The 22,764-nt window shown below is 55.6% G+C and carries 13 protein-coding genes; 4 read left to right on the top strand and 9 right to left on the bottom strand.

The features are described 5' to 3' along the window. Positions 1–95 precede the first annotated feature (95 nt). Together MMC1_RS16700 and MMC1_RS16695 are read right to left on the bottom strand one after the other, a co-directional pair. On the bottom strand, positions 96–1,241 hold the full coding sequence (locus tag MMC1_RS16700; protein WP_011714815.1) for an ATP-grasp domain-containing protein: 1,146 nt from the start codon (positions 1,239–1,241) through the stop codon (positions 96–98). Between the two features lie 38 nt (positions 1,242–1,279). Next, positions 1,280–2,437 carry an MFS transporter gene (locus MMC1_RS16695; RefSeq protein ID WP_011714814.1) on the bottom strand — a complete coding sequence of 386 codons (1,158 nt, stop codon included), beginning with the start codon at positions 2,435–2,437 and terminating at the stop codon, positions 1,280–1,282. Positions 2,438–2,671: 234 nt separating this feature from the next. Here MMC1_RS16695 and polA point away from each other — a divergent pair, with 234 nt between their 5' ends. From polA to MMC1_RS16675, 4 genes are all read left to right on the top strand, one after another. Then, positions 2,672–5,407, top strand: a complete 2,736-nt coding sequence (gene polA, locus MMC1_RS16690; RefSeq protein WP_011714813.1) for a DNA polymerase I — start codon at positions 2,672–2,674, stop codon at positions 5,405–5,407. A gap of 149 nt (positions 5,408–5,556) precedes the next feature. After that, positions 5,557–6,264, top strand: a complete 708-nt coding sequence (gene aat / locus MMC1_RS16685) for a leucyl/phenylalanyl-tRNA--protein transferase (protein ID WP_011714812.1) — start codon at positions 5,557–5,559, stop codon at positions 6,262–6,264. A gap of 283 nt (positions 6,265–6,547) precedes the next feature. Further along, entirely contained in the window at positions 6,548–9,019 is a 2,472-nt protein-coding gene (gene mshL / locus MMC1_RS16680; RefSeq protein ID WP_160162730.1) for a pilus (MSHA type) biogenesis protein MshL, read from the top strand. Positions 9,020–9,382: 363 nt separating this feature from the next. Next, positions 9,383–16,747 carry a FecR domain-containing protein gene (locus tag MMC1_RS16675; RefSeq protein ID WP_011714810.1) on the top strand — a complete coding sequence of 2,455 codons (7,365 nt, stop codon included), beginning with the start codon at positions 9,383–9,385 and terminating at the stop codon, positions 16,745–16,747. Between the two features lie 291 nt (positions 16,748–17,038). Here MMC1_RS16675 and MMC1_RS16670 read toward each other — a convergent pair whose 3' ends face one another. From MMC1_RS16670 to MMC1_RS16640, 7 genes are all read right to left on the bottom strand, one after another. Beyond that, the gene (locus MMC1_RS16670; RefSeq protein ID WP_011714809.1) at positions 17,039–17,716 is read right to left on the bottom strand and encodes a methyl-accepting chemotaxis protein; all 678 of its coding nucleotides are present in this window, start codon (positions 17,714–17,716) and stop codon (positions 17,039–17,041) included. Between the two features lie 161 nt (positions 17,717–17,877). Continuing rightward, positions 17,878–18,588, bottom strand: a complete 711-nt coding sequence (locus tag MMC1_RS16665) for a nucleotide-binding protein (protein ID WP_011714808.1) — start codon at positions 18,586–18,588, stop codon at positions 17,878–17,880. A gap of 459 nt (positions 18,589–19,047) precedes the next feature. Continuing rightward, positions 19,048–19,425 (bottom strand): sulfur globule family protein, encoded by a 378-nt coding sequence (locus tag MMC1_RS16660; protein WP_011714807.1) that lies wholly within the window; start codon positions 19,423–19,425, stop codon positions 19,048–19,050. 93 nt (positions 19,426–19,518) lie between these two features. Next, a complete protein-coding gene (locus MMC1_RS16655) occupies positions 19,519–19,905 on the bottom strand; it encodes a hypothetical protein (RefSeq protein WP_041641348.1) in 387 nt (128 codons plus the stop codon). A 311-nt stretch (positions 19,906–20,216) separates the two neighbouring features. Then, positions 20,217–20,900, bottom strand: a complete 684-nt coding sequence (locus MMC1_RS16650) for a chromosomal replication initiator protein DnaA (RefSeq protein WP_143711449.1) — start codon at positions 20,898–20,900, stop codon at positions 20,217–20,219. Between the two features lie 334 nt (positions 20,901–21,234). Next, the gene (locus tag MMC1_RS16645; protein ID WP_011714804.1) at positions 21,235–21,852 is read right to left on the bottom strand and encodes a hypothetical protein; all 618 of its coding nucleotides are present in this window, start codon (positions 21,850–21,852) and stop codon (positions 21,235–21,237) included. Between the two features lie 22 nt (positions 21,853–21,874). Continuing rightward, positions 21,875–22,624 carry a hypothetical protein gene (locus tag MMC1_RS16640; RefSeq protein ID WP_011714803.1) on the bottom strand — a complete coding sequence of 250 codons (750 nt, stop codon included), beginning with the start codon at positions 22,622–22,624 and terminating at the stop codon, positions 21,875–21,877. Positions 22,625–22,764: the final 140 nt, after the last annotated feature.

The following is a 22,764-nucleotide window of genomic DNA, read 5'->3' as shown; positions in this document are numbered from 1 at the left end:
CCCATGGTTGGGTGTAGAAGGTTTTACCCCACTTTTTCAGACAAATGTCCTGTATAACAGGGGTAGCAGTAGGGTTCAATCACAATGGCATTTCTTCACAAGACCTTTACCGCAGCGTAACCGCTGTGGGGGTCCTTGAAGTTGGTGATCTGTCCCGTATAGACCCGCGCGGTGACACCCAACATGCGGCGGGCGTAGGCAAACAGGCGTATGTCCAGTTTCATGGGGGTTGCCACATGGGGGCACTGCACCTGGGAGGGGGGCACCACCGCCTGCACCAGGGTGGTGGCCTCATCCAGCTCATTAAAACGGTTTTGTCGCATGGATTTGCCCAACACCACGCCACGGCTGCCATGGGCATTGGCGGGTTTAAACACCCACTGCTTACGGGCGCTCCAAAGGGCACTACGGTCGCTAAAGCTGCTCAAGCTGCGACAGATCGGAATGGTGCGCAGCAGCCGCTCAATGTGGAGGGTTGGCAAGCCCAGCTCCCGCAACCATTGGGGGTCGGAGAGATGCACCAGCCGGCGTTTATCGGCCAACAGCCCATAGAGGCGGGGGTTGGGTGTCAGGCAGATGGTATTGCTCGCATAGGCGGCTTTGAGACCGGCTAGGGCAGGGGTTTCCAGATAAAAATCGCAGTGGCGCATGTAGAGCAGGTCAATGGCCTGACCTTTGTAAAAGACCCCCTCTTCCGTCATGTGCAGTGCGCTGGGATCACACACCACGGCCTCAATGCCCCAGTGTTGAAAAAAACGGGCAAAAGCGAGCATCTCGGGATAAAGAAACTGGGCACTGGGGTTTTCATCCATAATGGCGATGCGCTGCAAGGGGCGCGGTGGCTGTTGGTTGTGGCGCTGAAACAGGGACCACTCCTGTTGAAAGGCATCCAGCAGGGCCAATTGGTGGCGGCGCGTGGGGGCGTCATCTGTCGCCTCAAAGGCTTGCCCTTGAAAGCTCGGGGTGTGGGCGCGGTAGGCCAGCAGTCCCCCACCCGCATTGGTATTGACCTCAATGAGGCGTGGCCCTTGGGGGGTGAGGTGAAAATCAAAGCCCATCATCACCGAGTGGTGGCCAGGATCGTGGCGGGCAATGGCGGGCAGTTCAGGGGTGATCGCCTCCAGATAGGCCGGGTTGCTGCGCAGATCGTGCAGCAACCGCCCCAACTGTACCATATGGCGCAGATCCTGGCTGGCGAGGGTGATGGGGCAGGGGACAAAGCCCGTGGCGGTGTCTGTCATGGGGGAACATCCTTTAGGCAGAGGGGGCGTTCTGTTGGTTATACCACATCCGCAGGGTCTCTGTGGTAGAGAAGCACCGCCCGATAGCAGGCAAAGACCCCCAATGCGGCGGTGGCCGCCATCACCGCAAACAGACCTTGGGCGCCCACATGTTGATAAAGATAGCCCGAACAGGCCATGCCCAAGCCGCCACCGATCCCAAAGGAGAGGGCCGAATACCAAGATTGGGTGCTGGCGCGGCGTCCGGGGGGGGCCAGATCATGCAGCCGTTTGACCGAGGCCACATGAAAGGCGCCAAACGAGAAGGCGTGTAGGGTCTGTACCAGGCCAATGATGAGCCAATGGGTGGTGCTGACATAGACACTCCAGCGCAGCGAGGTCAGTACCAGGGAGATGATTAAGAGCTTGGAAACGCCTATCTTTAAAAAGGGTTTGGACCAAGTAAGCAGCAGCACCTCGGCCAGCACGCCGATGGACCAAAAGCTGCCAATTTCGCCCCGGCTATAGCCACTGGCCTGCATATGCAGGGAGAAAAAACCATAGTAGCCGCTGTGGGAGAACTGCATCAACAGCGCAGCCAGATAGAACCACGCCAAGCGGGGGTCGGTCAGGGCGCTCCAGATGCGTACCGGTTTGGCATCGGGGTTGGTGTGGCGCTCCTCGTGGGGCATGAGCAGGGCCAGCAGCACATCGAAGAGAATCAACAGGGTGATGATGGGTAGGATGAGGGTAACGGGCTGCCAGTCCAGCAGCAGCCCCACCAGTTGGGCGGCGGCAATAAAACCGATGGAGCCCCACACGCGGATGCGACCATATTGGCCCCGATATTTGGTCGCCTGTTCCATGGCGGTGGCATCCACCAGTGCCAAGGGGGCGGAGTGCACAAAGCTGTAGAGCAGCGTGACCACCACCAGATACCAAAAGCTGGTACCAAAATAGTAGAGGCTAAAAATGGCGAGGGTGGCCAGCGAGGTGATGATAATGATGGTTTTGCGGCTGCCTTGGTCGGCCCAATGCCCCCAGATGGGCGAGCCGATAACCCGCATGCCGTGGATAAGGGCCACCAGAATGCCGATCTGTTCCGCCCCCAGGCCGATCTCTTTCAAATAGAGGGGCCAATAGGGCAGCATAATGCCCAGGGCGGCAAAAAAGGCCCCGTAGTAGGCAGCAAGGACCCAATAGGTCTGTCGGTTCATCGCCATCACCCCAAGCAAAGATCGGTCATTAGCATAGGCAAGTTTGTTTAGAAATGCTATTTTTCACCGGTTGGTTTGGCAGGATTGCCAAAAACAGCGCGGGGGTTATGCCTCACCCGCGTGCCCTGAAGGGCCAACACGGCGTTTACCACGCCCCGAGGTTGGAGCCCAAGCGGCCCTGTTGCGGAGACTCCGCGCTAATCCTATTCACCATCCTGCAACCCATGGAATCTCATGACTACCCAACGTCTGTTTTTGATTGATGGCTCTGGCTACCTCTATCGTGCCTTTTTTGGGGTGCGTAATCTCACCCGGCGGGATGGTTTTCCTACCAATGCCATCTTTGGGTTTATCAAGATGTTGCGTAAGGTGATTGAGGATGAGAAACCCGATTTTGTGACCATCGCCTTTGATACCAAGGCCCCCACCTTTCGCCATACCATGGATGCGCAATACAAAGCCAACCGCAAACCCATGCCCGATGAGTTGCGGGTGCAGATTCCCGTGATCCACGATGTGATTGATGCCTTTAACATTCCCCGTATCGCCTTGGAAGGGTATGAGGCCGACGATATTATCGGCACCTTTGCCCGTTTGGGTTGCGCGGCTGGGGTGGAGGTGGTGGTGGTCTCTGGGGACAAAGATTTGATGCAGCTCATCACCCCCCAAGTCAAAATGTTTGATGGCAGCAAAGATAAATGGTATGGCCCCGAGGATGTGGTGGAGAGTTGGGGGGTTGCCGCGGAGCGGATTCCCGACCTGTTGGGATTGGCGGGGGATACCTCGGATAATATCCCAGGGGTTGGTGGCATTGGTCCCAAGACCGCCGCTCAGTTAATCGCCGAATTTGGCAGTTTAGAGGGGGTACTGCATGGGGCCGAGCGCATCAAACAGCCTAAGCGACGCACCGCCCTGTTGGAACAAGCCGATACCGCCCGGCGCAGTTTGCAACTGGCCACCATTAATCGAGAAGTGCCGCTGCCCTTTGATCTGCAAGGGGCACGCATGCAGCGCCCCAACTGGGCGAGGTTGCGGGAGATCTATCAGGATATGAGCTTCGCCACCCTGGCGCGGGAGGCGGAAAAACAGCTGCAAGCGCTGGGCAGCGAGGCCGCTCCCTCTATCCAGATAGAGACTCAACCAGAGAGCCTGCCCAACCAGCCCAACTATCAGGTGATTACCAGCGAGGCGGCGTTTCAGGCATTCATGGAGCAGCTTAAGGGCCTGCCCCGTTTTGCGGTGGATACCGAAACCACCGACCTGCACCCCCACAGCGCTGAGCTGGTGGGGATCTCCATCGCGTGGCAGCCGATGGTGGCCTATTATATTCCCGTGGGTCATGCCCTGGATGCCGCCCCCGAGGGGCAGTTGCCCCGTGCTGATGTGTTGGCCGCCCTCAAGCCCCTGTTGGAGAGCCCCGAGATTGGCAAAACCGGCCAAAATATTAAATATGATTATCAAATCTTCAAGCGCTACCACATCACCATGCAGGGGATCGAGCGGGATAGCATGCTCTACAGCTATCTGCTGTATGGGGCCAACCGGGCACACAATCTGGACGCCATCGCCACCGAGGAGCTGGGACGCACCACCATCAAGTTTGAGGATGTGGCGGGCAAGGGGCGCAAGCGTATCCGTTTTGACCAAGTTCCCCTGCATCTGGCCGCCCCCTATGCCTGCGAAGATGCCGAGGTAACGTGGCAAGCGGCGGCGTCGATGGCGCCCAATCTTGATCGAGAGCCGGGCCTCAAGCGGCTCTACGAAACCATTGAGCGCCCCTTGATCCCCGTATTGGCGGAGATGGAGTATGCCGGGGTGTTGGTGGACCGGGATGTGCTTTCCACCATGTCCGCAGACTTTTCCAAGCGCCGGGCGCGTTTGGTGGAGGAGATTCACGAATTGGCGGGGGAGGTTTTTAATGTCAACTCCACCCAGCAGTTGGGGCATATTTTGTTTGAGAAGATGGGGATTAAGGGGGGCAAGCGTACCAAAAGCGGTTTTTCTACCGATGTCTCAGTGTTGAGCAAGCTGGCCGATGATGGGGAGAAAATTCCCCAACAGGTGTTGGCTTACCGCAGTTTGACCAAGTTGCAATCCACCTATACCGATGCCTTGGTGGCGCTTATCCATCCCTACACGGGTCGGGTGCATACCAGTTATAATCAAGCGGTTACTTTGACGGGGCGGCTCTCTTCATCGGACCCAAACCTACAGAATATCCCCATCCGCACCGAAGAGGGACGGGCCATTCGCACCGCCTTTATTGCCCCCGCAGGGTGGTCGCTGTTGGCGGCGGATTATAGCCAGATTGAGCTACGGGTATTGGCCCATATGGGCAATGTGTCCCGTTTGAAAGAGGCCTTTCATGCTGGGTTGGATATTCACGCCGCCACCGCCGCCGAGCTGTTTGGGGTGCCGTTGGCGCAGGTGACGGGGGAGCATCGGCGCATGGCGAAGACCATCAATTTTGGTCTGGTGTATGGCATGAGCCCGTTTGGTTTGGCCAAGCGCTTGGGCATTCAAAACAATGAGGCGCGGGCCTATATGGATCTCTATTTTGCCCGCTATGATGGGGTGCGTCAGCATATGGACGCCACCATTCGCGATGCCCGCGCACACGGTTTTGTGGAGACCTTGGGGGGGCGGCGCTGCCCCATCCGCGACATTAATGCCACCCAGCGCAGCTTGCGGGAGTTTGCCGAGCGCACCGCCATTAATGCACCATTACAGGGCAGCGCATCGGATTTGATCAAACTGGCGATGATCCGACTGCATGGGGCCTTGCAAGCTGGCGGCTTTAAAGCGCGTATGGTGTTGCAGGTGCATGATGAACTGGTGTTGGAGGTGCCCGATAAAGAGCTGGCCGCTGTTAAAGAGGTGGTGCGTAGCTGCATGGAGGGGGTGATGACGTTGAGCATTCCCTTGGTGGTGGATATGGGGGTGGGCCAAAATTGGGGCGAGGCCCACTAAGCAAGCAGGGCGGGCCGCCCTGTGTTTACCCCCTTGAGTGGCCGATGGTGCCGGTTTGACCGGCCCTTATGGGTGGCGTGTGTGAGGTAGGCACCGGCTCACCGCTCAGGCCACCACCCCACCACCCCACCACCAACCGGGAGAATCGCATGCCTGTCTATCGACTCGCTGCCGAACATAATGCCTTTCCCCCCGCCGAGGGGGCGAATGAAGATGGCTTGGTCGCTGTTGGTGGCGATCTGTCACCGCAACGGCTGTTGGCGGCCTATCGAAGCGGTATTTTTCCCTGGTACAGTGCCGGCGAGCCCCTCTTGTGGTGGAGTTTGGATCCCCGCTTGGTGCTGCGGCCCCCCGCGCTGCATGTGCCGCGCTCCTTAAAAAAAGCGATTCGGCAAGGGGCGTTTCGTATCACCTTTGACCATGTGTTTGAACAGGTTATGCACCAATGTGGGGCCGTGCGTGCGGCAGAAGGCACCTGGATTACCCCAGAGATGGAGCAGGCTTACCTGCGTCTGCACCAGATGGGCTTTGCCCATAGCTGCGAAAGTTGGCTGATGGATGAAAACCACCGCTATCAACTGGCGGGGGGGATTTATGGGGTGGCCATTGGCGGGGCTTTTTTTGGGGAGTCGATGTTCTATCGCCAGCCCAACGCCTCCAAGGTGGCGCTGGTGGCCCTGGTGGGGCACTTGGCCCAGCAGGGCTATAGCCTAATGGATTGCCAAATGACCACCCAGCACATGCTGCGCTTCGGGGCGGTTGAGATGCCCCGTTCGGTGTTTTTAGAAGATCTTCAACAGGCGATTGCACAGCCCATACCGGCGGGCCTGTGGCAAACGGTAAGCCCGCTTATTTAAGGTATGGGCGGCTTATGCTGCGGGTGTGTAACGCTGGTACGGTTGTTGATACGGTTGTTTCCTACCTTCCCAAACGGGTTGCACCTTGCTTGACGACAGTTTTTTCCACGTGCTTTGATTTCTCTGGCCCGTATATTGCGATATGAGCTTTGGGTCTGTGGGTTTGCTTAGGCAACCCTTGGCCAGGGAAAGATAGCAAATACCTGTAATTGTATGCTCTTGGTAGCCGCGTTGGGTGTCTGGCAAGGGTGTCAATCCATTGATGAACAGGCAGGAAAAGACCATGAGTCGGCAAATGACAATCCATAAATACGCCCCCTGTGTCTCCTGGAAGACGGGTTTGGTATTGGGTTTGGTGGGGCTGCTTAGCCTCTCAGCCTGTCAAACGCCTTCCAGCATTACGCCGTCCAAGCAGCATTTCCTGCGGCCAACGGATCCACCCCCTGGCGCCCTGACTACAGCCTTGCCGCCAGAGGCCCAGGATGTGGTGGCCGATACCGGTCAAGCGGATATGGAAGAGGGGGATCAAATCTCCATTACGGTGAACGATACCCCCGCCCGTACAGTGTTGTTGGCGTTGGCGCGGGATACCAAGAAAAATTTGGATATCCACCCCGGTATTCAGGGTAATGTGACCATTTCGGTGGTCAACCAAACCCTGCCTCGGGTGTTGGAGCGTATCGCCAAACAGGTAAACATGCGCTACGAGATCAATGGGGACACCATCCAGGTCTACCCAGACAAGGCGTTCCTGAAGATCTATCAGGTTGACTATGTCAATATTGTGCGTAGCAGCAAGACCACCAACAAAATCTCGACACAGTTAGATACCAACAGTGCCATGGATCCTGCCATGGCCGGTAAAGAGGTGCCCAACCAGTCAGACATGACCCTAACCACCGACTTTAAAAACGACTTCTGGGCCAGTCTGACCGCCAACATTACGGCCATTGTCAGCCAAGGGCAGGCATCCGCTCCCGAAGCTTTGCCCGCGATGGCGAATGGTAGTTTGCCCCTGCCCAGTGCCGCACCGGGTGGCACTGCCTCGCCCGCTAAGGCAGAACCCAAAGTGACCAGCAGTGGGGTGGTTTCCATCAATCAGGAGACGGGGGTTATCAGCATTTTTGCCACCGCTGCGGACCATGAGCGCATTGGGAGCTATCTGGAATCTTTGATGGAAAATGCCCACCGTCAGGTGCTGATTGAGTCCACCGTGGTTGAGGTCACGCTCAGTGATGATCATCAGCAAGGGGTGGATTGGGCCAGCATTAATGACGATGGCTTAAGCCGTCTGTCGGCTCCTTTCTTTGCCAACTCCATTGGTGTGAATGGGGGTTCCCGGCCCATGGCGTTGAGCGATTTACCGGTCTTCTCGCTGCCCACCAGTATCAATAGTGGTTTTGGTAAAATTACCTCAACGGTGCGTGCGCTGGCTAAATTTGGGAATACCAAGGTGCTCAGCAGCCCGAAGATTATGGCGCTGAATAACCAAACCGCCGTGCTAAAAGTGGTGGATAATACGGTCTTCTTTACGGTGGAGGCGGAAGCCGGTTCTTCGGCCAATGCCAGTGGCGGCACCGATACCACCGCCCTTATCAATACCCGTGTGCACACCGTGCCGGTGGGTTTGGTGATGAGCGTTACCCCGCAAATCAGCGCCGATGATGTGGTCACACTGAATGTGCGTCCCACCATCTCCAGCGTAAGCCGCTGGGTGTCGGATCCCAACCCCCATTTGAACGCTGGCGTGGAAAACCTGATTCCTGAGATCCAGGTTAAAGAGATGGAGTCGATCCTGCGGGTGCATAGTGGTCAGATTACCGTGATGGGTGGTTTGATGCAGGATAAAATCTCCAAGGTAGATACAGGTTTGCCGCTGATTTCCCAAGTTCCGGGCATTGGTGGGCTGTTTGGTTATAAAGAAAAGACCGTCTCTAAAACGGAACTGGTGATCTTCATGCGGCCCGTGGTGATGACCCATGGTAAACCCCGTGGGGTGGCGGTGGCCAACAGTGGTTCATCCACCAACACAGTGATCACCCCCCGTACCATGGTGGCACCGGATCCTGCGGCGCTGTCGGCGGCTGAGGCCCCTGTCATGCAGCCCCGTGAACCCCAGGCCAGCAGTGGTGGTTACTTAAACTTTACCAATGGTGGCCAAGCCAGCAGCTATGCGGCCCCCGCCGCGCCGGTATCCCCCAGTGTGGTGATGCCCCAAGCGGGCATGCGCAGCCCCTCCATGACGCCGCAAGCAGAGAACCCAAGCGCATGGAATGGTCAGCAGCAGGTCGTACCCACCACTTATACGGGGGGTAGTCAGCAGCAAGGTTATGCCCAACCCATGCAGCAGCAGGGTTACTATCAGCCTGTGCAGCAGCAGGGTTATGCCCAGCCTATGCAGCAGCAGGGTTACTACCAGCCCATGCAGCAGCAGGGTTACGCCCAACCCATGCAGCAGCAGGGTTACGCCCAACCCATGCAGCAACAGGGTTATGCCCAACCCATGCAGCAGCAGGGTTATGCCCAACCCATGCAGCAGCAGGGTTATGCCCAACCTATGCAGCAGCAGGGTTATGCCCAACCTGTAGCGCCTGCCGCATATGGCATGTCTCAGGGTTACGCCAACCCCAATGTGGCCTTGCAACCCTCGACCATGGGCTACCCGGTCATGCCGAATGATCAACAGATGGTGGCCGCGCCAGATCCCTCCATGATGGTGCAGCCAGTGCCTGTGAGCCCCACAGCTACCCACTAAACGGTTGCTGCTTAATAAAAAAAGCCCCGCCTTGCAAGAGGTGGGGCTTTTTTTATGCTTTGGTTTTTGCGCCGGTTATGGGTGAAAAGAGGGGGCGGTGGGCGTTTATAGGGGGGATTTTCTATCTTTTGTTGCGTATACTAGGAAAATCGGGGTATGTGTGCGCCCCGTTGTTGATGGGTCATTGCTGCGGGGGTATGCGCCGACATCGAGAACTCAAGCCTCTCGTGTGCCAGACCGGCCAAACAGCTCTCCGCCGGGTTGACATCGCTCTGCTACGGGGCAACTTCAGCCTGAAAATGGTGACGCATTCAAGAGAAAGTGTCATTTTCCCCTTTATTGTTCAAAAGATAGGGTGTTCCTATGGGTAACCAAGCACCTTCCAAGTGGAACGTTGCCGTGTATGTGGTGGTCGGCCTGTTGGTTGGCGTTATCGCGGTGGGCGGTCTTTTTCTGTTTATGGGTGGCGATCAGCCAGATCCCCAGCGGCAGGTGGTGCTCTCACCAAGCGGGGTAAAACCCCGTGCCCAACCCCTTGAGCCGTCGCTGGAACCGATGGCAACCCCAGCCGTTGCGGCGCAAAGCGCCACCCCCACGGTGCCGTTGGCGGCGGAACAGGCCCGTGAACTGGCGGGTAAGGTAAAAAAAATCAGGGGTAAAGCGCAGGCTGTTTTTAAAGGGGAGGTGCGCCCCCTTAAAAATGGGGACCCTGTTTTTGCCGGGGACACACTGGTGACGGAGGTTAACTCTCGCTTGATTTTGATTATGAGCGATGATGCCATGTTGGCCCTGGGTGAAAAAACCGAATTTGAGATTAAATCTTACCATTTTTCAACAGATGGTAAACCCAGCGAAGGGCGCATGCTGTTTAAGCGCGGGTTCTTCCGTGCGGTTTCCGGTAAGTTGGCCAAACTGGAGAACAAACCCTTTAATATTGAGACCCCTGTGGCCTCTATGGGGGTGCGGGGAACCGAGTTTGCCGCAACCTTAACGACCGGTGCCGATGGCAAACCTAGCTTGGAAGTCGTCTCCATTGCCCCCACAGCGGTGGTGAAAAACGAGGCAGGGACCACCCTGTTGGATAAGGCCCATACCGAAACCAAGGTGGCGGATAACAAGCAAGCGCCTTCGGCTCAAGCCAAGGTTTCACCCGCTAAGGTTGCCAGTGTCAAACTCTCTACGGCGGTACCCCGTCGTTTGACCAGCGAAGCGAAAGAGGCGATCCAAAATCAAGCAGCCCAATCCTATCTTGAATCCGGTCTGGCAAAAAATGAGGCTGAAGCCCAGGCATTGGCCGAAGCCAGTCTCTCCAAATTGGTGGAAGAAGCCTCTTGGAACGCCACAGCCGACGCACTGTTGGAAGCGGCCAAAACCGAAGATAAAATTCTTAAACTCGATGAGCAAATGCAAGCGCTGGAAGGTGATCTGGGGCGTGATCCGGCGACACTGACCAAGCTGACCGAGGTGCAAAGCCAACAGGCGCAAGCCAAAGCCGCGTTGGAACAGAACACCACCACCGCTTTGGCCGATGCCGTAGGGCAGGAGAAGTTGGATGAGGTTAAAGAGGCGTTAGCACAAGTCGATGCGGAAAAGAGCACGTTGGATGAAGCGCTCTCGGAAAATCTGTCAGGGTTAGATGGCACCGCGCTGGCGCAGGTTAAGGCGCTGGATGCCCAGCAGCGTGCGGAGCAGGCCGCGCTGGATGGTCAATTGGCAGAAGCCCTGGGTGAGGGGGTTAACCCCGCTCAGGTGGAGCGCCTAAAATCCGTGGCCGATGAGATCGCCCAGCAGCAAGCGGCGGTGGAGCAGGGGCTGGAGAAGCAGCTTGAGAAGCTGGATGCCACAGAGAAACAGGCGCTAGAGAGCCTCAACCAGCAGTTGGAGAGCAACCAAGCAGCCCTGCAAGAGGGCTTGGCGGTGCAGTTGAGCAGTCAGGGTTTTACCCCAGAGCAGATTGCCCAGGCGCAAGCGGCGAGCCAGCAGGCCAAAGAGGGAGCCTCCCTCGATGGCGATCAGGTGCAGTCCAGCGTTGCGGGTCTGTCGGCTTTGCAGGCTTTGTCGCTAAGTCAGGTCCTTAATGAGCAAGCCAAGGCTTTGAAAGGCTTGGAAAATGATTTTTCGAAAGCGCTAAGCAACCAACTGGGTGAGGGTAAAGCCAACCAGGTGGAAAAAGCTTTGGCCGAGGCCAGTGCGCAAAAGCAGGCGCTGCAAGAGAAACTGCAAGAGAAGGTCACCAATGTGGTGGGCGGTGAGGCGGCGTCCCAAGCTTTGAACGCAGTGGCTCAGCGCAATGATGCGGTGGCCCAGTTGGAGAAGCAGACCCTTAGCAAAATGGCCGAAACCGTGGGGGAGGGGGCCGATGTTGCCAAGGTGAGTAACCTGCTGGATCAGCGCGCTGAACGGCTGGCCCAGTTGGAGAGCAAGCTGGATAAAAACCTAGCGGATGCTGGTGTCGCGGCGGATGCGGTGAGCAAGGTTAAGGATGTCGCTCAACAGGCGCAGCAGCAGAGTGAGCAGCTTAAGCAGCAGATGCAGCAAAGCTTGGAACAAGGGGGGCTTTCAGCGGATAAAGCAGCGGCGTTGGCGCAGCTGGCGACCCTTAAAGAGCAGCGCTCCACGCTAGAAACGCCCCCATCGTTGGATCAATTGATTGATCAACCCGTAGCGGCTGATGCTAAGGAGCTACAACGTGTCTCTGAGCAGTTGGTCAACCAGATGGTGGCGAAGGTGGCCGAGCAGGTCGCCAGCCAGGGTGGCAGCCCGCTGGATACCATTAAGAGGATCGTGGAGCAGGCCAAAACGGAGTCTACACCGTTAATTGCTCAACCCACAGTAGAGCCTTTGTTTAAGGCGTTTGAACCCGCTCAACCGGAGGTCAAGGCAGAGGGCGATCAAGGGCCGCCCGAAGCCACCGATAAGGCCGAAGCCAAAGACAAAACTGAAACCAAAGATATGGCTGAGGTTACGGATAAAGCGGAAAGCAAGGATAAAGACCAAGTTGATAACCAACAGCAAGCTACCGAGCCCGACAATGCAACCAAGAAAGAGAGCGCAAGCGCAGCGGTAGCTGGAGGGGGTGGCAGCAATAAGAGACCGACCGCGCTCTACCTGAGTGCAAGCAGTGTCTCTGCGGGGGCTGCTGCGGGTACCGTGGTGGGTAAGTTGTCGGCGGTTGACCCGGATGGGGATACCCAGTTGGTCTATACCTTGGTCAGCCCCTACAAGGGTGCCGATGGGGCTTTTACGATTAGCGGCGACCAACTTGTGGTGGCGAGTAATAGCTTGCTTAATCAAAATAAAAGCGCCAATGGCGAGAAAAAGATCACCGTGCGGGTTACGGATACGGCGGGTAAGGGGCAGTATCTGGATAAAAGCTTTACAATCGTGGTCTCAGGGATGAGCAATTTTGCCCCGACAGCCATTCATTTGAGCAATACGACCATTCCGGCCAACAGCTCAGTGGGCACGGTGATCGGCTCTTTGGTCACCAGTGATCCAGATGTGGTGGATCAGCACAGCTATAGTTTCGCGACACCCAATATGGATGCCAGTGGGCGTGTGGGGCTGGAGGGAAATACGCTGGTGGTTAAAACCCCGAGTGCCATTGTGGGAGGGGGCAGCTACAGCATTACGTTGCGTGCAACGGATGCCGGTGGGCTCTCTACGGTGCAGGATTTTGTCTTGACCGCAGCCCAAGTGGAGAATAAAGCGCCTACAGTGCTGCTGCTGAGTGGGCAGACCATCCAGGAGGATCGCCCGGTGGGGAGCGTGATAGGCGCACTCAGCGGTGAAGATCCTGAGGGTGATACCCTGAACTACAGTTTTGGTCAGCCCTACGGGGATGCTGGTGGCCTGTTTGGCTTGGATGGCAACCTGCTGCAAGTGAAGCAAAGCCCTCTGGTGATTGGTAATTATAAAGTGACGCTCAATGCCACCGATAGCGGCGGCTTGGTCTACAGCGAGACTTTCGTGATTACAGTGACCGAGGTGAATAAAGCTCCCACCGATCTTATGTTAAGCAACAGCAGTGTGGATGCCAACAGCCCCGCCGGGCGTACGGTGGGGGGGTTGAGTGTGATCGACCCCAACACCTTTCAAGATAATTTTGTCTACAGCTTTGCGCCGCCCAATGGGGATGCAGAAGGCCGCTTTGATCTTGTGGGCAACACCCTGGTGGTTAAAGATGCCGCAGCCCTAGTGGCGGGCAGCTACCCCATTACACTACGTGTCACCGATCTGGGGGGCACAGGGCTTAGCTTTGACAAAAGCTTTACCATTGTGGCCAATGCCGTCAATCACCCGCCCACCGATCTGTACTTAACCAGTGAGGTCATCCCCTTAAACAGCGCCAATGGTACGGCGATTGCCACGGTTATTGGGGTAGATGCTGACCAGGATGAGCAGTTGCTCTACAGTTTTGACGCCCCACACAGTCATGGTGGAGGACGCTTTAGCTTGGTGGGTGATCAGCTTGTGGTGGCCGATAGCGCCGCCATTATCCCAGGTGAAAGCTATACCATTACGGTTAAAGTCACCGACCATAATGGTGCCGGTTATAGCTTGAGCAAAGATTTTACGCTGCTGGCTTCCACCGACCCCAACCGGGCCCCAACGGACCTGTTTTTGAGCCATCAGAGCCTCTCGGAATATGCTCAAAATGGGAGTATTGTTGGGCAATTGAGCGCACAGGATCCCGATGGTGATACCGATCTGGTCTACAGTTTTGCCAACCCAGACAGCAATGCGGGCGGCCTGTTTGCGCTGGATGGGGCCAATCTGGTGGTGGCGGATCAAACCCTGCTAAACCCAGGTGTGAAAGCCATTGTGATACGGGTAACGGATAAGGCAGGGGCTGGATTAAGCTTTGAAAAGAGTTTTCAAATTGAGGTGACCTCCACCAATCAAGCTCCTACGGATCTTGCTTTGAGCAGCAGTGTGGTCCCCTTGAACAGTGTCAACGGTGCCCTGATTGGCCAGTTTACCCCCACCGACAGCGAGCCCACCGACAGCTTTGTCTATAGCTTTACCGCACCCGATGCGGATGCTTTGGGTCGGTTTTCCATAGAGGGCAATCAGCTTGTGTTGCTGGATGCAGCCCGTGTGGTTGCAGGGGAGAGCTACCCCATAACGGTACGGGTGACGGACCGCAATGGAACAGGACTCTCGCTGGATAAAGGGTTTGTGATCCAAGCCTCAACGGATCCCAACCGGGCCCCAACCGATATTCAATTGAGTGCCTTGACGGTTGGCGCGGGCAGTACCCCCGGAACCGTGGTGGCCACCCTTACCGCCACCGATCCCGATGGGGATACGGATCTGGTGTTTGCTTTTGCCGATCCTAACGGCAATGGCGGGGGGCGGTTTGCCCTTAATGGCAGCCAACTAGCGGTTTTGGATGGAACCCTGCTCACGGCTGGCAGCTACCCCATTACCCTGCGGGTGACGGATAAAGCGGGTGCGGGTTTAAGCTTTGAGAAGAGCTTTCAAATCGAGGCTGTGGTGGTGAATGAGGCCCCAACCGCTCTACAACTGAGCAGCAATGTGGTGCCCTTGGGCAGTGTGCAGGGCGACTTGGTGGGGGTGCTCACCGCGACCGATCCCAACGTGGGGGATAGCTTTACCTACAGCTTTACCACGCCTAACGGCAATGCATCGGGCCTGTTTCAGCTAAATGGCGACCGCTTGGAAGTAGCGGACGGTACCGCCATAGTGGCGGGTAGCAGCTACGCCATTACCGTGCAAGTGAGCGATCAGGGTGGGTTAAGCTTGGCACAGGATTTCACCATTTTGGCGTCGACGGATAGCAACAGAGCGCCCACCGATATTATGCTCTCGGCGCAAAGCATACCTGCGCAGAGTGCCGATGGCAGCGAGGTGGCACAGCTCACAGCGACCGACCCCGACGGGGATACAGATCTGGTGTTTGCCTTTGCGGATCCTAACGGCAATGGCGGTGGTCGTTTTGCCCTAAATGGCGACAGATTGCTGGTTGCGGATAGCACCCTGCTCACGGCGGGTAGTTATGACATCACCCTGCGGGTTACAGACAAGGGGGGGGACGGGCTAAGCTACGATGAGACCCTGAGCATTACCGTGACCCCCATCAACCAAGCGCCCACCGATATGACGTTGAGCAGCACCAGTGTGGCTTCGGACAGTGTTAATGGTACCGTGGTAGGCATGCTCACCACCACTGACCCTGATGGGGAGGATGGCTTTGTCTACAGCTTTGCCGAGCCTAACTTGGATGCCAATGGACGCTTTGCCTTGAACGGTGCCAACTTGGTGGTGGCGGATGCGGCGCGGTTGGTGCCCACCACCGGGACGGCAGAGTACCCCATTACCATTCGGGTAACGGATAAAGAGGGCACAGGTTTAAGCTTGGATAAGAGCTTTACCATCGTTGTCTCTATGGTCAACCATGCGCCGACCGACATCTTTTTGAACAAGGATAGCGTACTGGCGGGTAGCCCCACCGATCAGGTTGTGGGTAGCTTTAGTGCCAGTGACCCTGACGGCGACACCGATTTTGTCTATGCTTTGGTTGAGCCCAATGGCGATGCCGGTGGTCGGTTTGGGATCTCTGGTAGCAATTTGGTGGTGGCGGACAGTACCAAACTGGATGTGGGCAACCATTTAATCACCGTGCGTGTTACCGATCAATTGGGTGCGGGTTTGAGCTTTGATAAGTCCTTTACCATCATTGTTTCCCAAGGCAATCAGGCACCCACGGCGCTGGTTTTAAGCAATAATCAGGTGGCCTATACGGCGACCTCTGGGACAGTAGTGGGCAGCTTTAGTGCCACTGACCCCGATACCGATGAAAGCTTTGTCTACAGCTTTACAGAGCCTGGTTTGGATGCAGGAGGGCGCTTTAGCATTGTGGGTGACACGCTACAGGTGGCGGATGCACAGCTGCTCAACACCTTTACCAGCAGCAGTCGCCAACACGCCATTACGGTTAAAGTGACCGATCAAAATGGAGCGGGCTTATCCTTTACCCAAAGTTTTTCCATTAACGTTACCCGCTTGACCGATACATCGAGCGTGCCGGTGGTGGGCGGTACCAGCAGTAGCATTGCCCAGACCGCTAAAACCAGCTTTACCTCGGTAGAGAGCGCCTTACAAGCGGGTGGCGCGGTGACTTTGAGCGAGGCGGACATCACGGCGCTGGTGTTGGGTAAAATGGCGCAGCAGATGACCCCTGGTGGTGCTTTTACGGGTGAATTGAGCGATGTCATTAAAAAATTCACCCTCTCTGTGAGTGGGGATGAGGTGGTGGCAACGGCGGTGATTGGTTCGTTGCAGAGCGTTTATGACCGTCTGCCAGAGGCGGCGAAAACGGTGAGTGATACGTTGTTTGGTTCGGTGGCGGCCTACAGTGCGACGGATACGGCTTCGGTACGGATACGTATGAAGCCCATTGTGTCGGGCACTACGGTTAGCTTTGATGCCGCCAACTCTTATGTGGATGTGGTGAACGAATCGACCTTGTTGCCCAACTTAACCTTTGGTTTGAGCGATCTGATCAACGAATACAATGTTGCGCTGGCGAAGTTACAGACGGGTGGACTGAGCTTTTTTACCGGGGCCAGTGATGGCAATGGCTCGCAGCAGCTTTCGAGTTCCATTTCCGTGAATACCTTCTTCCCTGGATTGGTGGATACTTTGAGTATTGAGAGTGGCGCGATCACTTTGACGCCGCCGGTGCCTGCCACGAATCCATAAGATTGCTTGGTGCATCGATCTCTGTCCAACAAAAACCCCCGGCTTACCAGTAGCTGGGGGTTTTTGTTGGTCGGTTTGAAAAGAGGGCAAAGCGGGTGTATGGGGCTGTTGTGGCGGTGCGGGTCCAGGAGCCGCGGCCTCTTGGTGGGGTCGAGGGGCGAAGCCCTCGTAGGGTCAGGGGCGAAGCCCCGGTGGTGTTAATTTGTGGATCTTTCTGTAGGGTGGGAAGGGGCATTAAAAAAACCCCAACAGGTTGGGGTTTTTAAAGAGGGCGGATGGTCTAAGGTTGTATTAGTTACCAAACGGCATAAAGCGATTCATGAAGCTCATGGGGCGGGCGGCACCACCGACATCATAACCGAGTCTGGCCATGTTGTTGGTCATGACATGCATGGCTTGGTTCATGGATTCCACATTTTTAGAAATGGGCTCTAAAGCGTTTAATTTGGTGGACATGTCGGTTACGGCAACACTCATGGTATCGACGTGGCGGGCCATAAGGGTTACATTTTCGGACATGGTTTCCATATTTTCAGACATGCTCTGCATATCCACAGACATGGTTTCCATATTATCGCTAATATATTCTAGGTGGGTGCTCATGACCTCCATATTATCGGACAAGAGCTTAATATTGGCGGTTAAGGAACCCATATTGGCGCCCATACGGGGATCTATGGCAGAGGCCATGGAGCGCATATCTTGCGTTAAACTAAAGATGAGAAAAAAACCATACATGGCAAGGATAATAAAGGCGAACAGTGTGGGGTAGACAATCAACTCCCAACGTTTCGCGCTCTTATCAAAGCTGCTGGCAAACTGGTTGAGCACCGTTGCCGAGCAGTTGACGCACTCCGAATGGTTACCCACTGGAAAGACAGAAGGCAGACCACGTGGTGCTTTGTTAGCCCCAGCTGTGGTGGACTTCTCATCATGGACGGTCTCTGACCCCTCTTTGAGGCTTTTCATAACTCTCTCCTGCCCAGACCAGTGAATTTACTCAGGTGGATGACTCGGCTCTCTCATTAGTATGTCTTATAAGGGTCATTATGGAGCCTTGTATGTCTATGGCGCAGCGCGTGGTACGCCTAGGCTTAGCCCTCCGACTTTGAGGGAGGACAGCCAACATCTTACCCCGTTTTAGAGATCTTTGCGCTTTTTTTCCCCTCTTTAGGGGCTTTTTTCTTCTTTGATGAATCCCCGGCAAGCTCGGGATAGAGCAGCTTGGTTAAGCTGAAAAACTCATCCGAAGCCTTGCTGCGTTCCGAGAGTTCAAACACCGCCAACCCTTCGCTAAAAGAGCGGCGATAGGCGGTACGCTGACCAATACGACAGGGTAACACCTGTACATCGGGCAGCATATGCAACGCTTCGTCTGTTTCGTCACTCTCTTTAAGCCCAGGGTGGGTATCGGCCCGGTTAACAAACAGCAATACCTGGGGTGGTACCTCCACCCGCATGGTGGCCTCTTTGACCATATTGAGAAACCGCTGCGTTGACCACACATCCGCTTGGCTGGGCGGAACAGGGACCAAAATACGTTGGGCCGAAGCAATGGCTTGACGCATAGCCCATAAGTTAGAGGCACCCACATCCACCAAAATTTCATCCTCGGCATGCTCGCGAAAAACTTTACCTGGATCGCTGTCGGGACGGTAGATGGTTAGTTCAGGATCGCCCGACTCTTCACGGCGCACCTCGTTAACATCGCTGAGGGTGGCTTGGGGGTCTAAATCGAAAGCCACCACACGCTGATTTAACCGTGCCAGCCAAATGGCAAGGTTGAATGTGATGGTGCTTTTGCCGCAGCCCCCTTTAAGGTTGCCTATGACAGTGATCATATGCTCAATCTACTTTCGTGCCGATGCGACATCGGTTTGAGTGTACGTACTGGGTGGTTGCTGCCATGCCAAGGCGGGCGGCCCTACTATAGCACTACAGTTTGGGGGATGGCAGGGTTGCCGATACAACGCCATGGTTAACACGACCAAGTTGTGTTGTCATCCCCCATTGCCCAGCACCAGGGGGAGCCATGGAAGCTCGGGCGGCACCTGCCTTGGTCTAAGCTTGACCCTAGCAGGATGCAGTACATCTGTTTGCAATAAGCCCCTAGAAGCCGCTTGTGCGGTGGCGTTGTATCTGAACTAATCCCTTAAAAAAGAAAAAAAATAACTATTGACGGAGTAACCATAGACAAAGAAAAAGGGTGGCAGAGCCACCCCTCATCATGTAAAGGTGGCTGGGCACAAGGCCCAGCCAAGCCTTTAACACGTTACCCTTGCGGGGTATCCCTCACAAAATTACTTAGCAGCTTCGGGAGCGGCAGGGGCCTTAGGAGCCACACCCCAAGGGGCGACAGGCGCACCATAAGGAGCTGCATAACCATAAGGCGCATAGCCATAAGGCGCATAGCCATTGTAGCCGTTCCAGCCGTTATAACCGTTGTAGCCATTGTACATGTTGGAGTTGCCGGTGGCGTTGCCAGACATGTTGAAGCCAAAGTTGCCGGAACCAGAACCGTTACCAGCACCGTTACCCCAGCCATTGTTGTTCCAGCCGTTATTGCCCCAGCCGTTGTTCCAGGGATTGCCACCCCACCAAGCATCAGCCTGGGAAGCAGAAACCATAACAGCACCGCCCATCAGGGCAGCAATAGCGATAATGCTCAGCTTTTTCATCGTACAACTCCTAAAAGGTCAAAGTGTGTGTGCTTACTTAATGGTCAGAACGTCCATAACGTTCTACAAACACAGTTAGTAAAGAGGATCCCCTTACCAACCAGGAGCGACGCCCCATGGTGCGCCCATACCGGGCCCCCCCCAGGGATTGCCTCCCCAACCAGGACCGCCCCAACCAGGACCGCCCCAACTATTCCAAGGTGCATTATAGCCGTTGCCCCAGCCATTGCCGTTGCCCCAGCCATCCACCAGAGTAGAGATATCACCACTAATGGTCAGGTTAAAACGGCCATCACCCCAACCGTTACCCCAGCCATTGCCATTACCCCAACCGTTATTACCCCAGCCGTTATTACCCCAACCACCGGGACCACCCCAACCACCGGGACCACCCCACCATGCAGCGGCTTCGGAAGAAGCCATCACACCAGCGGTTCCAAGTAGTGCGGCAAGCATTAAAATGCGTGCTGTCTTCTTCATGGTTAATCTCCTCGCACCTACAGTTTCGATTTCTAAGGGGCTCTTTATTCTCCCCCCCAGGTGCAGGTGAGTGAGCCGCTTTTGCCCCGGTTGTACCGGCAGTTTCATTGTGGATCATTTTTATGACGATTTCATGACAAAAAATGATCTTTTACCCTTTTTACGATTTGGTTACCAAACCTACAGATCTGTTCCTTACCTGTAAAAAAACAAAGGTTTGTTACGAAACGGTTGCAGGTAAAACGCATTCTAAAACAGAGGTTACTCCCCTTGGCCATGCGCGCCACAGTGTGGCGCTATGGCGGGGGGAATCATCTCCAGGGATGCCATAAACCACCATCCCACCCATCTTGCCATGGCTGAAAAGCGTTCGGCCAACCCTGACCGGGTTCTGACCAACGGTCTTGCCTATCCATCCACTCGGTATCATCCCTGCGCCCTAGCCAACGCTCTGATGCATCGGGTGGGGCAATGCTATCGGGGCTCCAGCGACCATAAGGGTCACTCCATTCCGGATTTGAGCCGTGCAACGCTCCCTGCTCCGGCGCGTACCAATCCCCATGCATACCGGGGATGCCACCATTGGGGGGCCACGGGAACCAGATATCCGACTCTGGCGGCGGTGGTCCGTAGTGGGTCACGCCCCAGGGATCGTAGCGCCACTGTGGCCGTTTTTTTTGCGGAAGCCTAGGCGCAAGGTTCTCAACGGCCCCTCGCTGCGGGTAGCCATCACGCTGGCTATAGGGCTCACGTCTCCGCGATCTAGGTTCTGCATAAGGGGGTTCCCCATAACCCCGGCTGGGTTCCCCATAACCCCGGCTGGGTTCCCCATAACCCCGGCTGGGTTCCCCATAATCTTGTTCACGGCGCGGTACGGGGCTGCTACGGGGGGGCGTGTCCGGCTGGCCCATCTCCCGCGTAAAGCCGCGCATAAACTGGCCAAATTGCTGCCCAAGATAGCCCGCGCCAAACGCCTGCTGTTGGGCGTAAACCATGGGGCTGAGAAATAGCCCGATACCCAACCCAACGGTGGTTATCCACGGTCCAAGTAAAGAGCGCGGCAGGGACCGTAATTCCGAAAGCGGCGTTCGTAAAACCCGAGGCGCACAAAGTTTTACTAACCATGATCGAAAAGGTCGGTTTACCATCGTCACTCCAAAGGCTCTCCCCACGGGCAGCCATGATTTTTGTAGATGTGACACGTGTGAAACAAGTCACTGAGAGTTGGTCACAAATCAAATATCATGGTTTTCTAATATACGGACTCTACCGAAAAACACAAACAAAAAATTTTGATCCATATTTTTTTCATCGTCAGCCCAGTTGCGTTTATTTTGGAGGTGGTTCATACTTTTCAAAATCTCCAGGAATTTCAAATAAATCTGCTGTGGGTTCCTGTAAGATTATCTGCTGCATGGTGACGGTTGTTCCATCGGCGTAGCGCTCGCGGATGGGCAATTTTAACGCCTCATCTATCCAAAAAACCGCATAATTTTCGATTTGATTGTTACGATTGTGTTCCACTTTCCAACGTTTGGTGACCCGCCCAGAGACCAGTTCATCGCGTTGGGCTGTACACCGGAACTGCTGGGTTTGTTGACAGAGTGAGTTTTTTTCATAGGGCAGCGGGGGGCGCAAATCTGGCATAGCGGGCTGTTCAAGATAGCGTTTTGTTTTTGGAAAAAGCAGCCAACTCTTCTGCTTGTCTGTGCGAATGATCAACACCACAGGTTCTCCTTCGCTAACCGCTTCGGTACGCAGCCCTAGCTTACCATAGAGCATGCGCCCTTGATCAACCTCTTGATGGCCCGGCTGGGTGCGTAGCACTTGAGCTTGAAAGGGAAAAGCTGGAAGATAAGGGGGCTGTTGCGCATAAAGCGAGCTCAGCGGTGCCAAACCCAATAGGGCCAGCCACATAGCGCGTCTCAAGCAACGTAGAAAGGGCATGGCGTATCTCACCACCGCTTATCTATCGAAAGCGGCCTTCAACATTGGGTGTGGCCCAGGGATCATAAAAACGGTCAAAGCTACTAAACGGATCTAAACTCCAAGGGGAAAAGGGTGCCTCGCGGCCACCAAACGCATTAAATTCACGGGACCAAGGGTTGCTGCTACGCTCTCCCCAACCCGAATCTGCGGGATAATCCCCATAGCGGCGGGTGTGACGGTCCCCTATCCGGTAGCCATCCCGATAGCGGGGTGCATAGCTGTCACGACCATAACCTGAACGTTCCCCATAACCCTCTCGGCCATAACCTGAACGCTCCCCATAACCCTCTCGGCCATAACCTGAACGTTCCCCATAACCCTCTCGGCCATAACCTGAACGCTCCCCATAACCCTCTCGGCCATAACCTGAACGTTCCCCATAACCCTCTCGGCCATAACCATAACGCTCGTCACGTTCCGCAGAGGGGGCATGGTCGGTAAAAGGGACTTCACCCCAGGGGCGGCGGTTTTGGTAGCGTGGTAGGGTACGATGCTCATAATAACCGCGTCCATAACCGCCATTGTCATAGGGTGCCGTCTCGTACGGTTGTCCCCAACTGCTTTGCGGCCAAGATGGGCGGTAGGTATTGCCATAACCATTGGGAGCTGGGGTATCATAAGCCTCGCGGGGGACTTGGTTCCAGTTACTATTCTGTGCCCACAGGGGTTGGGTAAAGAGAACACCTGCCGCGATAAAAGTGAGGCGAAAATGGCTGAAAACGGTCCTCATGACGATCCTCCTTGTGGCTGACCCGCGATGCGTATCTATGCCTTGTGGATCTGCCGCCGCATGCGCTGTTTCCCCCCCTAAGGTTCGCCAAACGCACAACACTATATCCGTTACATAGGCTACCTAGCAAAAAGGTGCAA

The sequence above is a fragment of the Magnetococcus marinus MC-1 genome, from assembly GCF_000014865.1.
GTDB lineage: Bacteria > Pseudomonadota > Magnetococcia > Magnetococcales > Magnetococcaceae > Magnetococcus > Magnetococcus marinus.
The sequence above is the reverse complement of the archived record's forward strand: the minus strand, read 5'-3'. Positions and strand labels throughout refer to the sequence as shown.